The following is a 14,897-nucleotide window of genomic DNA, read 5'->3' on the forward strand; positions in this document are numbered from 1 at the left end:
TTCGACGCACGCTCGGACGACTCCGCCGATCGTCGGTCCCTCACCCCTGCATGTACAGCGAGTAGGTGATGACGGCCAGCCCGACGGCCAGGAAGACGCTGTTGACGAGGACGCCGGTTTCGAGCGGGACGGCGAAAAACTGGTTGGCGGCGCCGGAGACGAGCGCGCCGAGGGTGATGATCGCGAACCCGGCGCCGAGGACGCCGAGCGAGCGCTCGCCCGCCCGGCGGTAGGCCCGGTAGGCGATGACGGTGATCGCGCCGCCCAGCACCAGGACGACGGACTTGACGACGGCGATCGCGACCGAGGTCTCGTTCACAGTTCGTCCCCCATCGTCGACCAGATGTCCGCGAGCCGCTGGTCGGCGGTCCGCTGCGGTCGGTCGACCGTCACCGAGAAGGTGTCGTCCTCGTTCATCGAGATCAGTACGTTGTCGAAGTCGCGTTCGTATCTCGTCGTTCGGCCCCCCTCCGGGTTGATGACGTCGCGCTCCCGGAGCAGCGCCGCCGAGCCGAGGAGTTCGAGCTTGCGATACAGCGTCGATTTCGGGATCTCGCAGGCGTCGGCGAGTTCTGTTGCGGTCATGGGTTCGGCAGTCTCCCGGAGTATCGCCCGGCAGTCGGGGTCGTCCAGCGCCTCGAGCACGGCCGTCAGGGACGTGTCGTCGGGCGACGGCGCTGACTCGTCCGCCATCATCCGGCCTTGCACGGACTCCCCGATATGCGATCCGGTCGGGACTCGGCGGCGCATGCGGGCTTCCCCACCTGTCCCGGGCTCCCGGGGCGCGACCGCCTCGGCTCGGAGCCGCGCGCGTCGCGCGCCGTCCCGCCCACCGTCACGCCTCTCGGGCGGCGTAGATGTCGAGCAGCTCCTGGTAGCGGTCCCGGATCGTCACCCGGCTCACGTCCGCGACGGAACTCACGTCAGCCTGCGTGAGCTTCTCGTTGGTCAGGTTCGCCGCGGCGTAGATGGCCGCCGCCGCCAGCCCCGCGGGGCTCTTGCCGCTGTGAGCGCCCGTCCGTTTCGCCACGTCGAGCAGCTCCCTGGCCATTCGCTCGGCCTCGTCGCTGACGTCGAGCGACGACGCGAACTGGGGGACGTACCGCGTCGGGTCTTCGGGCTCGATGGCCAGCCCGAGTTCCTGCTTGACGTAGCGGTACGCCCGCTGGACGCGCTTTTTCCGGACGCGACTCACGTCGGCGAACTCGGTCACCCGTCGAGGCGCCCCGTGCTGGCGCGTGGCGGCGTACAGCGACGCCGTGGCCATCCCCTCGATGGACCGCCCCGGAAGTAACTCCGCCTCGACCGCGCGCCGGTAGAGGACGCCCGCGGTCTCGCGGACCGGCTCCGAGAGGTCCAGCGCCGAGGCCATCCGGTCGATCTCGCCGAACGCCTGCTTGAGGTTGCGCTCCTGAGCGTCCTTCGCCCGGAACCGCTCGTTCCAGGTGCGCAACCGCTGCATCTTCTGGCGCTGGTTCGACGACAGCGTCTCGCCGTAGGCGTCCCTGTTCTGCCAGCCGATGTTCGTGCTGAGCCCCCTGTCGTGCATGAGCTCGGTCGTCGGCGCGCCGACCCGGCTCTTCTCGCCGCGGTCGCCGTCGTCGAACGAGCGCCACTCGGGCCCGCGGTCGATGGCGTCCTCGTCGAGCACGAGCCCGCACTCCGCACAGGTCGCTTCGCCGCGGTCCTCGTGTTCGACGACTCGCCCGTCGCACTCCGGACACGACCGCGCGGCGACCGCGTCGGTCGTCGTGTCGGGCTGCCGTACCTGTCCGTCGTCGGAATCGTACCGTGTCTGAGTCATTGTGTGGCTCGGGGGGGACGTTCGGGCGGCCGTGATCCCTGTTACCACCAACATCGGGGGTGTCGAAGATGAGTGAACGGCGCTGTCCCAGATACTGGGAATCCGCTCGATCCACCCGGATCCGGCCCGGTCGACCCCGGGCCGACCGGACCCGGGCTCACCGAACCCGGTCCGGCTACCCGCGAACGTCCGCGAACAGCGCCGCCAGCCGGTCGGTCACCGATTCCCAGGTGTAGTCGCTCTCCAGCACGTACGACCGACAGACCTCGCCCGCGGTCGCTCGCTCGGCCGGGGTCAACCCGGCCCAGGCGGTCAGCCCCTCGGCGAGCGCGCCGGTCTCGCCCGGCGGGACCAGCAGCGGCGCCGGGATCCCGGGTCGGTCGGCCAGCGGGCCGAGGATCTCCGGCGTCGCCCCCGCGGTCGTCCCGACCACGGGCGTCCCCGACGCCAGCGCCTCCAGCGTCGCGAGCCCGAACCCCTCGAGTTCCAGCGTCGGCAGGACGAACGCGTCCGCGCCGGCGTACAGCCCCGGCAGGTCGTCCTCGGGGACGTAGCCGAGGAAGGTCACCGCCGACGCGACGCCGAGTCGCTCGGCCCGCGCCGCCAGGTCCTCCCGGAGCGGCCCGTCGCCACCGACGTACAGGTGGGCGTCGAGCCCGTCGTCGACCACCCGCGCGAAGGCGTCGAGCAGCGTCTCCAGTCCCATGCGCGGCGTGAGCCGCCGTACCGTGAGAAACGAGATCGCTTCGTCGCCGACGGTCTCGGGAGCGGGTCCGTCCAGCGGCGCGAACCGCTCGACGTCGACGCCGCCCGGGACGACGCGCACGGGCGGCGCGTTCGGGTGGTGGTCGCGGACCCGCCCGCGCTGAAACTCGCTCAGCACGACCGCCGCGTCGCTGCGGCGGAGTACGCGTCCCTCGACTCGGTGACGGAGCGTCCGGTTGAGCCAGTGGTACGGTGCGGCCCACGGACTCGGGTCGACCAGCCGGTCGCGGTACTCGACGCCCCACAGCCCGTGGACCGTGTACGTCCGCGGGACCGCCTCGGGCGTCGCTCGGTCGACGCCGAACGAGCTCAACGCGCCGTGGAAACTCACCAGGTCGACCGGCTCTCTCGCCCGGACCGACTCGACGAGCCCCTCGATCGTCCGCATCGTCGCCGGCAGTCGCGCGATCGACGCGCCGTAGCGGTACACGTCCATCCCGGCGACCCGCTCGCGCGCCGGCGAACCGCCGCGCTGTCTGGTGATCACTGAGACGGTGTGTCCCCGCTCGGCGAGCCGACGACCGACCTCGTAGTTGTACCGGCCCGACCCCGTCGCCGACGGGTCCGGATAGAGGTTGTTCGTCGCCGCGAGGACGTGCATACCCCGCCTGGACGGCGATGCGGAATCAGTGTTGCGAACCCGCGTTTCGCGGCGGAGCGTTCCTCGCGGCGCTTCGCGCCGGTGCGGGGATCGTCCGTCTGCTCGCGGCGCGACGCGCCGTCTGCTCGCGGGCCTTTGGCCCGCTCGCACGGGCCGTGGGAGCGAAGCTCCCACGCTGTGCGCATGGTCCGAGGGACCGGAGGTCCCTCGCTACCGCAAAAACGCGGGGAAAACGGCCGCACGACTGGCTCCCGAGGTCGCTCGGCGGATGCTGGCGTGATCACTCCGCCACCGATACCGAACACCACCCGAAACCGGGGTCGCCGGGCTTGAAGACGACGGCGTCCGACGGGACGACCATGAGACCGCAAGGAGACGTGCGCGAGCTCGCTCGGGAGCTCGTCTCGATCCCCAGTCACGACTCGGAGGCCGCGGCGGGCGACCGGATCGAGTCCTGGCTGCGCGAGCACACCGACGCCGCGGTCGCCCGCGACGACGCCGGCGGGACCGAGCGCGGCGGGAACGTGATCGCCCGGAGAGGCGCCGGCGAGACATCGCTGGCGCTGGTCGGCCATCACGACGTGGTCCCGCCGGACGACCCCCAGGTCGACGACGGCGAGTACGTGGTACGAGCGGAGCGGGCCGACGGCGAACGGGCGGACCGCCGCCTCTACGGCCGGGGGAGCGCGGACATGAAAGGCGCCGTCGCGGCCGCGCTGTGTGCGTTCCGCGACGCCGAACCGCCCGCGGGGGTCGAACTCGTCGTCGCCTCGTTCGTCGGCGAGGAACTCGGGGGGATCGGCGCGCAGGCGGCCATCGACGACGGGTTCGCGCCCGACTACGCCGTCGTCGGCGAGGGGTCGACCGGCTACTCGGCCCCGGGGGTCACGGACGTGGCCGTCGCCCACAAGGGTCGACGGGGGTCGACGCTCGTCGCCGAGGGCAGGGCCGCCCACGCCAGCGAGACCGAGTCCGGCGTCAACGCCATCTACCGCGCGACCGACGCCGTCGACGCGGTCCGCGAGCTCCCCTTCCCCACCACCGAGGTGCTGGGCCACGAACTCTCGGGAAGCGTCGCGGTCACGGAGATCGACGGCGGGTCGGCCTGGAACGTGATCCCCGAGCGCTGCGAGGTGACCGTCGACGAGCGGACGGTACCCGGCGAGCGCGCGCCGCTGGACCGCGCGGAGTCGGTCGAGGGCGTCACCTGGACGGTCGACCAGGACCTCCCGCCGATGGCCTGCGACGACGCCGCCTTCGCCGAGGCGGTCCTGGCCGCGGCTCGGGACGCACACGAAACGGAAGGCGAAGCGGCGTCGGGCGACGGGGTGACCGCACCGAACGAGGACGCGGCAGCGCCCGGCGAGGGCGACCCCGAGCAGGTGGTCAAACCCCACGCCACCGACGCCGGGTGGCTCGCCGACGCCGGGACGACCTGCGTGGTCTGTGGCCCCTCCGAACCCGGCGAGGCCCACACCGCGACCGAGAGCGTCTCGCTCCCCGTCCTCGACCGCTGTTACCGGATCTACCGCGGCGTCGCCGAGTCCTGGAGCGTGTGACCTCGTACTTATCAGCCGACAGCTCTAACGAGGGGTATGCGACGCCGAGCGTTCATCGCCGCGTGTGTCGCCGCCGGGGTGGCCGGCTGTCGGAGCGACGGCGCGACGACCGACGGCGGGACCGACGACGGAGGGGCCGGACCGGACACGCCGACCGACCGGTCGGACGGGACGACACCGACGGGGACGCCCGCGACGGGGGGCACCGCGACGGCCACCGAGCGCTCGTCGCCGACCGGGACGCCGGCGGGGACCGCTACCGCGACGGCCTCGCCGACCGCGGCCGGCACCGGGACCCGCGAGGCGATGTTTCCCGACTACGAGACGACGGGCGTCCGGGTGACGACACCTGACGGGGAACGGTTGGGGTCGGTGACGGCCGCGATCGCCGACACCTACAACTTACGAGTGACCGGTCTGAGCGACACCGAATCGCTGCCCGAAGACTGGGGGATGCTGTTCGTCTACGGCTCCGTCGGAGACCGCACCTACATCATGCCGGACATGGACTTCGGGCTCGACATCGTCTTCGCCGACGGCGAGGGCGCGATCACCGAGATCCACCACGCCCCCGAGCCCGGCCCGAACGAGGACGGCGCGGACCAGGAGTACCCCGGTCGCGGCCAGTACGTGCTGGAGGTCAACCGGGGGTGGACCACCGAGCGCGGCGTCGAGGTCGGCGACGTGTTGCGATTCGACCTGTGAGCGACCGCGTAGGCGGTCGATTCGGCCGGTCGAGATGCCGGTCCGGGCGGTGACCCGCGCGTCTTTCGCACCTCCCGAGCACGGTGGAACTGCTCACTACAGTTGCGCACTAAGCAATTCTCAGATATGACGGGCATCTAATCGTTGGTCGCTCTTGGGGAAGGGATTGTTGTAGCTCCAATCCATCGATTTTCGCCAACAATTCTCTACCCGAGAGCGTCGTTGGTTTTAGAGGGTGACAGAGACTTCGCCAGAAAGCGTTTCTGGAACGGTAAGAGCCACTCTCGTTTTTGCCCCTTGTTGTGTAACTAAAAGCAAGTCGACGGTTGTACCTGGGCGGAGGCCTCGGATGTTCTCACCCTCAATTGCCGTGATATTGACGTTGAGGACGACTCGCTCTGTATCATCAAGCACCGGCCCATTATCGGAGAGCGGCGTTACTGAGAAATTCCTTGAAGCTGCTTGGTCGTCACCGTACACTAACCGCGCGGATGTTGTGTCGCTGATATAATGGATAGTGAGGTTTCGGAGGTCAATCTGATTGCTTCCGGGACTTCGTCGCACCGTGACTGATGCATTCCGAATTGCAGCGCCCACATGTTCAGTTGTCTCGGGTACTGTGACGTTGGCGGTCGGTTTTTCGATGGTCCAGCCTACATAACTCTCGTCTTGATCCGGGTCTCTAATCACAACTTCATTTGAACCATCAGAATTTCCCGTATCGATAAACTTGTCCTCTTTTAGGTAGAGCGCACTATCATCGGATATTTGTGCCCACATCCGTACCGGTGGTGAAACCGTATTGATGACCTCGCCGTTCGTGACATCCTTGACTTGGATTTTCTCTCCGGTAGCCTCGGAGAATCGGATCTTGATATTCGTATCGCTATTGTACGACTGAGATTGTGTCCCGTCAACGACTAATCGTCCAGACGCCCCGTTATGCGGAATATAAAGAAAGAGTGTCTGTCCTTCGTTTATTTGATATCCTTTCTCAAAGTAATCTGGATAATCCGATCCACCATTAGTGGTGACATCAGATCCGTTGAGATCTAGTGTAGACGGTTCTTCCTTCGGTACCAATCGAACACCACCAGGTCCGACTGTGCCAGTCGCACTCAGCACACTCAGTCTGTCAGAGACTTGGTCTGCCGACTGCTGGCCTGTCGTCTCCGATTTTGACTGTAAAAATCCAGTAGTATTGATGAGAACACCAGCAGCGATGGCCGCTACCAACACCATTGCAATAAACACGATGAGTGTTCCGACCCCAACCTGTCCACGGCCCTCAACATTGGAAGTCATTCAAATTCATCTCAAACGATCTTCACCCGACAAATAAATCTCGTGTTAGGAGTATCAATACTGAATACAGTCCATTGTTCTCTGCGCGCCCTGTACCGATCGATGGCTCCAGTCCAATGGGGCGGTCTGAACCGGCACCGTCTCGGCTACTGCGGGTCCAGGTCGCCGGACTCGACCATCGCTTCGAGGGGGTTGTCGTCGATCTCAAGCGGGAGGTCGACGCGACCGCGCCGCCGTGCGGATTCCCAGATTCCGAAGATGATCTCGGTGCTGTTGAGCGCGTTCTCGGCGCCGATCACCGGCTGGTCACCGGATTCCAGACAGTCGACGACGTGGGCGACGGCGTCGTGGATCGGGTCGGTCCAGGCGCCCTCCGCGACGGTCTTCTCCTCCCACTCGCCGCCGGTCCGCCAGCGCAGGTCCGCGTCGGACTCCTCGGGACCGATTTCGAGGCGGCCGTCGCTCCCGACGAAACGCATGTCCGCGGGGACGAACGACCGCTCGCCGCCGGTCGAGACGACGGCGTCGACGCCGTTCTCGTAGCGCCAGTGGGCGTGGGCCTGGTTCTCGTTGTGGGCGCCGAACCACGTGTTCTCCTCGCGGTAGTCGACCTGTCCGATGACCCACTCGGCGGGGCGGTCGCCGGCGACGCCCGTCGCGAAGTCGATCTGGTGGGTGCCGCCGTCGTAGATGTTGCCCGGTGCGAGTTCGATCCGCTCGAGGTCGCCGATGGCGCCGTCTTCGATGCGCTGACGGGCGTCGACCCACGTCGGCTTGAACCGGCGCATGTGGTTGAAGGTGAGCTGGACGCCCGCCTCGCGACAGCCCTCGGCCATCCGCCGGGAGTTCCCCCAGGTGAGGTCCATCGGCTTCTCGCAGTGGATCGCCTCGACGCTGTCGCTCCGCGCGCAGTCGAGGACCACGTCGGCGTGGTCCGCGGGCCATATCGAGATCGAGACGATGTCCGGTTCGGCCTCGGCGAGCATCGCCTCGTAGTCCTCGAAGACGCCCTCGTCGTCGATGTCGAAGCGGTCGGCGAACGCCGCGGCGCGCTCGGGGATCAGGTCGGCGCAGGCGACCATCTCGCAGTCGTCGAGCCGCTCGTAGCCCTCCCCGTGGTAGTAGTTCATCGCGAACCCCTCCGGGTTCGGGTTCTTCAGGTCCGCCTGATCGCCCGTTCCGACGAAGGCGATGTCGTGAGTGGTCACGACTACCCGTCTCGCGGGCGTTCCGTTAGTAGCTTGCGCCCGCGGAAGCGCACGTCCTCGCCCGGGCGCGAGCCGTCAGTCCTCGAACCCGTCCTCGCGGTTCGCGCCGCTCGCGTTTCCGAGGCGCTCCGTTCGTCGCGCCTCGCTTCGCTCGGCTCTCCCCTCACGGCTCCCTTCGGTCGCCGTTCGGTATCCGAGGACTTCGCTCCGCTCAGTCCTCGCTTTCCTCCCACCGGAACACGCCGTTGCGCTGGATCACCTCGCCGTCGACCTCCAGCCGGGAGTCGCCGGTCATGTCGGTGATGAGGTCGACGTGGACGGCGGAGTCGGTGCCCGATTCGCCCTCCGGGAGGTTGGCGTCGTAGGCGCGACCCAGGGCGAGGTGGACGGTGCCGGCCATCTTCTCGTCGAAGAGGATCCGCCCGGTCGGGCGGTCGATGCCGCGGTTCATCCCGATCCCGAGTTCGCCCAGCTGGCGCGAGCCGCCGTCGGTCTGGATGATCTCGTCGATCACGTCTTCGCCCTGGGCGGCCTCCCAGTCGACGACGACGCCGTCCTTGAACGTGAGCTTCACGTCGCGCACGTCGCGACCGCGGATCGTCATCGGCACGTCGAAGGTGACGACGCCGGCGGTGTCGTAGGGCGCGGTGAACACCTCGCCCGAAGGGAGGTTGTGGGAGTCGTAGGCGACGCTCGCCGCGGAGTTGACGGCGGTGCGGCCGTCGATGAAGAGGGTCAGGTCGGTGCCCTCGTTGACGATGCGGACCTCCTCGCCGTCGTCCAGTATCCCCTTCAACCGGTCCATCTCCTCGGCCAGCGACTCCCAGTCCCGGAGGGTGGCCTCGTAGACGAACTCCTCGTACTCCGCGTAGGCCATGCCGGCCTGCTGGGCGAGCGACCGGGTGGGATGGACGGTCGAGACCCAGTCGGTATCGAGGCGAGCCTCCCTGATCCCCTGCCGTGCGCGGCCGTAGCGCTGGGTGCGCTCGCCGGGCACGTCGGCCATCCCCGCGGTGTTGCGTCCACCGCCCAGCGAGAGCACGCTGTCGGCGTTTTCGTACAGCGATAACTCGTGTCCTGGGTCCTCGTCGAACTCGCCGTCGTGGGCGCGGAGGTAGGCCCGCTGGAGTTCCTCGGAGGCGTAGACGGTCGTCACGTTCGCACCGCGCTCGCCCAGCGCCCGCGCGACGGCCACCGCCAGGTCGTGGGCGCCCTCGTCGACCGACACGACCACGTCGTCGCCCGCCTCGATCCGCGCGCTCCAGTCGACCAGCGTCTCGGCGTGTTCGCGTACGCGTTCGTCCATACCGCTCCGTCGGCCGCCGCGGACTAAACCGTCCCGCTCTTGGCGATAGCGCTCCTGTCATAGACTTTAGGGTGACCTAAAGTTCGAAACGGCTTTATTGGATTAGGGCGACCTAAACGTGTGACCGACTTCGACTCCGACTCCGATGCGACGCGCAGAGCCTATCTGACTACCGCGGCGGCCGTCCTCGGCGGGAGCGCCCTGTCGGGCTGTGCCAGCGACGGCGACTCGACCGACACGCCGGGTGACGCCGGCGGGACCGACGAGCCCACCGCCACACCGACCGCCACGCCGGCCGATCCCGGGACGGCGACCGAGACGCCGGCAGGCACCCAGTCGAGCGTCGAGACGCCGTACTCGGTGTCGATCGAACCGATGGGGAGCGTCGAGTTCGAGTCGGTCCCCGAGACGTGGATCGCGAACAACGGCTCCTGGGCGGACATGGGCATCGCGCTGGGTCTCGACGCGCCGGAGGGCGTCTGGCTCACGGGCCGCTATCACACGCAGTACTACGACGAGATTCCGGGCGTCAGCGTCGACAAGAGCGATATCAAGCAGCTGTGGGGCGACAGCGGCGTCGGCAAGGAGCAGTTCTACGAGATCGACGCCGACGTACACGTCGCCGACCCGAACTTCCTCCTCAACCGCGGGAAGTGGGAGCAGTCCGACGTCGACGAGATCACCGAGGAGGTCGCGCCCTTCTTCGGCAACAGCATCTTCTCGCGGAACTACTCCTGGCACTCCGACTACCGGTACTACACCCTGATGGAGGGCTTCGAGAAGCTCGCGCAGGTGTTCAAGCGGACCGACCGCTACGAGGCCTTCGAGGCCGTTCACGACGACTTCCAGGCCGCGCTCGCGCCGGTCGTGCCGGCGGCCCGGAGCGAACGCCCGTCGGCCGCGGTCGTCTGGGGCGGCGGCGAGCAACCGGAGTCGTTCTACCCGTACACCTTCGACGAGGGGACGAGCTTCAAACACCTCAACGACCTCAAGGTGAGAGACGCGCTCGCCGACTCCGACGTCAAGGACTTCTACAGCAGCCGGGGCGCCATCGACTTCGAGACGCTCCTGGAGGTCGACCCCGAGGTCATCCTGCTCCGCGGGCAGGAAGCCAAGTCCCGGTCGGAGTTCGAGGACACCGTACTCACGTTCTTCGAGAGTCACGACACCGCGAGCGCGCTCACGGCCGTACAGAACGGCGACGTCTACCGCGCCGGCGCCCTCTACCAGGGGCCGATCTCGAACCTCGTCGTCACCGAACGGCTCGCGACGGCGCTCTACGACGCCGACGACGAACTGTTCGACCGCCAGCGCGTCGGCGACATCGTCGACGGGAACCTCTGACCGTGACGGACGGCTCGACCCGGGAGACCGTTCGCCGCGACCCACCGCTCTCAGCCGCGCACCGAACCGCAACCACTAAGCCGCTGTTTAGGTATACCTAAAGCGATCGAATGGTAGACGACGTCGCGTCGGAAGGCGGGTCGGAGGCGACCGACAGCGCCCGCCTCGGGTGGATAGACCGCTCGCTGCTGGGGCTGTGTCTGGGCAGTCTCGCGCTGACCGCGGCCGCGGGGCTCGTGCAGGTGAGCTTCGGGTCGTACTCGATGTCGGTCGTCCAGGCCTGGAGCGCCGTCTTCGACCCGGCGGTCCTGCTCGACCACCGCTGGGTCCTCAACTTCCTGCTCGGCGAGGGGCTGATGCGGACGGTCACGGGCTTCGGCGGCGAGCTCCCCGACCTCGCGACGCCGACGCTCATCGTCTGGACGATCCGCCTGCCGCGGGTGTTCGTCGCCGGGCTCGTCGGCGCGAACCTCGCCGTCTCGGGCGCCATCTTCCAGGCCGTCACCCGGAACGAGCTCGCCAGCCCGTTCGTGCTCGGCGTCTCCTCGGGCGCGGGCCTGCTGATCCTCCTGACGCTGGTGGTCTTTCCGGTGCTGGCGGCGGCGCTGCCCGTCATCGCCGCCGCCGGCGGGATGGCCGCGTTCCTGATCGTCTACGCCATCGCCTGGAAGGGCGGCACCTCGCCGGTGCGGCTGGTGCTGGCGGGCGTCATCGTCGGTACCGTCTTCCAGAGCCTCCAGACCGGACTCTTCTTCTTCGCCGACGACATCGGCGTGGTCCAGTCGGCCATCGCCTGGACCACCGGCTCGCTGACCGGCGTCGACTGGGAGCAGGTCCGGACCGCGCTGCCCTGGTCGATACTCGCTATCGGCCTCTCGCTCGTCGGCGCCCGCCAGCTCAACGTCCTGCTGCTGGGCGAGCGCACCGCCTCCTCGCTCGGCATGAACGTCGAGCGGATGCGGTTCGCCCTCTCGACGCTCGGCGTGCTCGCCGCGGCGGCGTCCATCGCCGTCGCCGGCATCGTCGGCTTCGTCGGCCTGATCGTGCCACACGTGGTCCGCAACATCGTCGGCAGCGACTACCGCCGGCTCGTCGTCGGCTGCGTCTTCGCCGGCCCCGCGCTGCTCGTCGCCGCCGACGTGGGCGCGCGCCTCGCCATCCCCGTCCTCGCGGGCGGGACCGGCCAGCTCCCCGTCGGCATCGTCACCGGCCTCGTGGGCGGTCCGTACTTCCTCTACCTGATGCGCAAGCAGGAGCAACTCGGAGAAATATGAGCCAGAGCGACACAACCCCGACCGGACCGAACCGCCGCGACGAACACACCGACTGCGACGAGACGCCCGACCCGCAGTCGGGGCTCTCGGCGCCCGCCATCGGTACCGGCGGCGACGGCGCCACCCCCTTCGAAGCCGATGACCTGGTCGTCGGCTACCCCACCGGCGAGGAGCCCGTCGTCGACGGCGAGTCCCTCGTCGCCGCCTCCGGCGAGGTCACCGCCCTCGTCGGCCCCAACGGCAGCGGCAAGAGCACCCTCCTGAAGGCGATGGCCGACCAGCTCGCCCCCGAGAGCGGCGCCGTCCGCATCGACGGTCGCGAGGTCGCCGACATGGACGCCAAGGACCTCGCCCGACGGCTCGGACTGCTCTCTCAGGAGAACGTCGCGCCCGACAGCATCACCGTCGAGAAACTCGTCGAACACGGCCGCTACCCCCATCGGGGCTTCTTCGACGGCCTCACCGACGAGGACCGCGCCGCGATCGACCGCGCCATCGACCTGGCCGGCGTCGACCACCTCCGCGACCGCGACGTGGGCAGCCTCTCCGGCGGTCAGAAACAGCTCGTCTGGATCGCCATGGTGCTCGCCCAGGAGACGGACGTGCTCCTGCTCGACGAGCCGACGACGTTCCTCGACATGCACCACCAGCTGGAAGTCATGGAGATCGTCGAGACGCTGCGCGAGGACAGCGACAAGACCGTCGTCGTCGTCCTCCACGACCTCCAGCAGGCCGCCCGGCTGGCCGACCGCGTCGTCGCGCTGAAAGACGGCGCCGTCCAGAGCCGGGGCGACCCCGGTGAGGTCGTCACCGAGACCCTGCTCGCCGACGTGTTCGAGATCGAAGCCGACGTGACCCCCACCGACCTCGGCCCGCAGATCACGCCGCTGCGCCCGCTCCACGACGACGCTGGCGACGACCGCCGCGACTGACTCCGAGGTTCCGCTCCTGTCGGCGCTCGTCGGCTGTTTCTCCCGGAGTTCCGTGTGGTCTCCTGTCCCCGAGCGCTCGGTCGCGTCTGGCGGTCGAGCACACGACGGAGGAGTCGAGTCGTCCCTGCCAGAAGTCGGTGTCCGCGCGATCGATCGACTGCACGCTCCAGGGGACGATCCGGCTCTCTACGGGGGTCCCGCCGCGGACCCAGGCGCCGTCCGGTATCTCGACCAGTCCGTCCATCCAGGAGTTCGTCGTGAGCGTGAGTGCGATGTACTGCTCGCCGTGGAAGGGTCGTCCCTCGTGATTCGAGATCACGAGCCACGGACGCGCCGCTTCCTCGCCCTTGAACGGGTCCGCCCCGTAGACGACATTCCTCCGTTCGAAGACCGGTTCGGGTCCATCGTCGCTCACCGTTCGTCCGCGACGCTGGGGTGGGGTTCGTCCGGTGCGCGGTCGCGCCACTCCTCGCGGTCCTCCTCGGCGAGTCGTTCGTTGAACAGCGCCGTCGCTCGCTCGTAGCCGCTCGCCGCCGCCAGCCGTTCCTCGTCCTCGGTCACCGCCCAGTACGTGGCCTTGTGTTCGACGAGCCCGCGCTGCTTCAGTCGCGTGAGCGCCGTGCTGACGGCGCTCTCGTCGAGGTCGACCCGGGACGCGATCTCCGCCGCCTCGAACGCCCGGTCGTCCCGCGCGACGAGAAAGCCGAGTACCCGCTCCGTGACGGACAGCTCCCGCAGTTCCCCTTCGCTCGCGTCCCGGAATCGGTCCCTGTCGATGGACATCCGTATCGGCACGTTGTACACCCACCGACAAGAGTGTTAGCGATGAAAGTATCGTAGCCGGCGTAAATAGCGAGATCGGAGCGACGTTCGGTGGCCCCTCCGATGGACATCTCCGACCCTGTTTCGGTCGGTACGGTCGACCGAACGGTTTGTTTCTCGCGCAGTTCTGTGCGATCGGGAGCGCGCGGGCGTCTGACGCTGTCAACGGCATGGCGATATATCGAATCTCCGGTGGTCGGTCCCGGCGGGGCTGCGAACCGGCGGCGACCGCGGGCGACCGCTCTCCGGGCGGCGTCGAATCGCAACCCCTACCTCCCCGCTCCGAGAGCGCCCACACATGCAACTGGGCGTCGTCGGACTCGGCCGGATGGGACAGATCGTCGTCGACCGCGTGAGAGAGGCGGGCCACGACGTAGTGGCCTTCGACCTCGACGAACAGGCCGTCGCGACGGCCGCCGACGCGGGCGCGACGCCGGCCGACTCGGTGGTCGACCTCGCCGAGCGACTCGGCGGCGACAAGCGGATCTGGCTGATGGTCCCCGCCGGCGACGCCGTCGACGCCGCGCTCGACGATCTGGAACCGCACCTCGATTCCGACGACGTGGTCGTCGACGGCGGCAACTCCTACTTCGAGGACTCCGTGCGCCGCGCCGAATCGACCGACGCCGCGTATCTCGACTGTGGCACCTCCGGGGGACCGGCCGGCGCCGAACTGGGCTTCTCGCTGATGGTCGGCGGCCCCGAGTGGGCCTACGAGGAACTCGTCCCCGTCTTCGACGCCGTCGCGACCGGCCCCGAGGGCCACGACCGCATGGGGCCGGCGGGCTCGGGCCACTACGTGAAGATGGTCCACAACGGCGTCGAATACGCGCTCATGCAGACCTACGGCGAGGGGTTCGAACTGCTGGCCAACGGCCGCTACGACCTCGACCTCGAATCGGTCGCGCGCACGTGGAACAACGGCGCCGTCATCCGCTCGTGGCTGCTCGAACTCTGCGAGGAGGCGTTCGCCGAGGAGGGCAACCACCTCGGCACCGTCGCCGACCGCGTTGAGGGCGGATCCACCGGGACGTGGACGGTGCAAGAGGCGCTCGAACAGGAGGTCCCCGTTCCCCTGATCTACCAGGCGCTCGCCGAGCGCTTCGACTCCCGCTCGTCGGGCGGCGAGGGCCCCGGTCGGTTCTCCCGGCGGCTGGCCAACCGCCTGCGCTACGGGTTCGGGCGCCACGAGGTGCCGCGGCGCGAGGAGTAGGCCGGACCCGCCGGGGAGTAGCCGCCGTCGAATCGCCGCGAGAACACGTTCGGGGGGCG

Annotated in this window: 14 protein-coding genes and 1 pseudogene; 6 read left to right on the plus strand and 9 right to left on the minus strand. The window is 68.5% G+C overall.

All coding sequences use genetic code 11. The features are described 5' to 3' along the window. Positions 1-40 precede the first annotated feature (40 nt). From HZS55_RS06545 to HZS55_RS06560, 4 genes are all read right to left on the minus strand, one after another. Positions 41-319: a DUF7521 family protein gene (locus HZS55_RS06545; protein ID WP_179910908.1), complete on the minus strand. Its 279-nt coding sequence runs from the start codon at positions 317-319 to the stop codon at positions 41-43. Beyond that, positions 316-693 (minus strand): winged helix-turn-helix domain-containing protein, encoded by a 378-nt coding sequence (locus HZS55_RS06550; RefSeq protein ID WP_179910909.1) that lies wholly within the window; start codon positions 691-693, stop codon positions 316-318. Before HZS55_RS06550 ends, HZS55_RS06545 begins: the two co-directional genes overlap by 4 nt. 142 nt (positions 694-835) lie before the next feature. Then, positions 836-1,804: a transcription initiation factor IIB gene (locus tag HZS55_RS06555; protein WP_179910910.1), complete on the minus strand. Its 969-nt coding sequence runs from the start codon at positions 1,802-1,804 to the stop codon at positions 836-838. 175 nt (positions 1,805-1,979) lie between these two features. Continuing rightward, a complete protein-coding gene (locus tag HZS55_RS06560; RefSeq protein WP_179910911.1) occupies positions 1,980-3,170 on the minus strand; it encodes a glycosyltransferase family 4 protein in 1,191 nt (396 codons plus the stop codon). Positions 3,171-3,529: 359 nt separating this feature from the next. Between HZS55_RS06560 and HZS55_RS06565 the strand changes: the two genes are divergently transcribed. After that, a complete protein-coding gene (locus HZS55_RS06565) occupies positions 3,530-4,729 on the plus strand; it encodes a M20 family metallopeptidase (protein WP_179910912.1) in 1,200 nt (399 codons plus the stop codon). Between the two features lie 36 nt (positions 4,730-4,765). Next, positions 4,766-5,434 (plus strand): DUF192 domain-containing protein, encoded by a 669-nt coding sequence (locus HZS55_RS06570; RefSeq protein ID WP_179910913.1) that lies wholly within the window; start codon positions 4,766-4,768, stop codon positions 5,432-5,434. A 228-nt stretch (positions 5,435-5,662) separates the two neighbouring features. Here HZS55_RS06570 and HZS55_RS22985 read toward each other — a convergent pair whose 3' ends face one another. From HZS55_RS22985 to HZS55_RS06585, 3 genes are all read right to left on the minus strand, one after another. After that, entirely contained in the window at positions 5,663-6,739 is a 1,077-nt protein-coding gene (locus HZS55_RS22985) for an archaellin/type IV pilin N-terminal domain-containing protein (RefSeq protein WP_179910914.1), read from the minus strand. 146 nt (positions 6,740-6,885) lie between these two features. After that, positions 6,886-7,947 carry a Gfo/Idh/MocA family protein gene (locus HZS55_RS06580; RefSeq protein ID WP_246308370.1) on the minus strand — a complete coding sequence of 354 codons (1,062 nt, stop codon included), beginning with the start codon at positions 7,945-7,947 and terminating at the stop codon, positions 6,886-6,888. Between the two features lie 211 nt (positions 7,948-8,158). Further along, entirely contained in the window at positions 8,159-9,253 is a 1,095-nt protein-coding gene (locus HZS55_RS06585; protein WP_179910915.1) for an aminopeptidase, read from the minus strand. A gap of 120 nt (positions 9,254-9,373) precedes the next feature. Here HZS55_RS06585 and HZS55_RS06590 point away from each other — a divergent pair, with 120 nt between their 5' ends. The 3 genes from HZS55_RS06590 to HZS55_RS06600 all read left to right on the plus strand — a co-directional run bounded on the left by HZS55_RS06590 (position 9,374) and on the right by HZS55_RS06600 (position 12,803). Continuing rightward, positions 9,374-10,597 carry an ABC transporter substrate-binding protein gene (locus tag HZS55_RS06590; protein ID WP_179910916.1) on the plus strand — a complete coding sequence of 408 codons (1,224 nt, stop codon included), beginning with the start codon at positions 9,374-9,376 and terminating at the stop codon, positions 10,595-10,597. Positions 10,598-10,707: 110 nt separating this feature from the next. Beyond that, positions 10,708-11,871: a FecCD family ABC transporter permease gene (locus HZS55_RS06595; protein WP_179910917.1), complete on the plus strand. Its 1,164-nt coding sequence runs from the start codon at positions 10,708-10,710 to the stop codon at positions 11,869-11,871. After that, complete coding sequence (locus tag HZS55_RS06600) at positions 11,868-12,803, plus strand: ABC transporter ATP-binding protein (protein WP_179910918.1); 936 nt, start codon at positions 11,868-11,870, stop codon at positions 12,801-12,803. The genes HZS55_RS06595 and HZS55_RS06600 overlap by 4 nt, the downstream gene beginning before the upstream one ends. Positions 12,804-12,903: 100 nt before the next feature. On the opposite strand, the pseudogene HZS55_RS06605 reads toward HZS55_RS06600, so the two are convergent. Continuing rightward, positions 12,904-13,218 (minus strand): annotated as a pseudogene (locus HZS55_RS06605) (type II toxin-antitoxin system PemK/MazF family toxin); the annotation flags it as partial. Then, a complete protein-coding gene (locus HZS55_RS06610; RefSeq protein WP_179910919.1) occupies positions 13,215-13,586 on the minus strand; it encodes a MarR family transcriptional regulator in 372 nt (123 codons plus the stop codon). The gene HZS55_RS06610 and the pseudogene HZS55_RS06605, both read right to left, overlap by 4 nt. A 337-nt stretch (positions 13,587-13,923) precedes the next feature. Here HZS55_RS06610 and gnd point away from each other — a divergent pair, with 337 nt between their 5' ends. Further along, positions 13,924-14,838, plus strand: a complete 915-nt coding sequence (gnd, locus tag HZS55_RS06615; protein ID WP_179910920.1) for a phosphogluconate dehydrogenase (NAD(+)-dependent, decarboxylating) — start codon at positions 13,924-13,926, stop codon at positions 14,836-14,838. The last annotated feature ends 59 nt before the right edge of the window (positions 14,839-14,897 follow it).

This window comes from Halosimplex rubrum (genome assembly GCF_013415885.1).
Taxonomy (GTDB): domain Archaea; phylum Halobacteriota; class Halobacteria; order Halobacteriales; family Haloarculaceae; genus Halosimplex; species Halosimplex rubrum.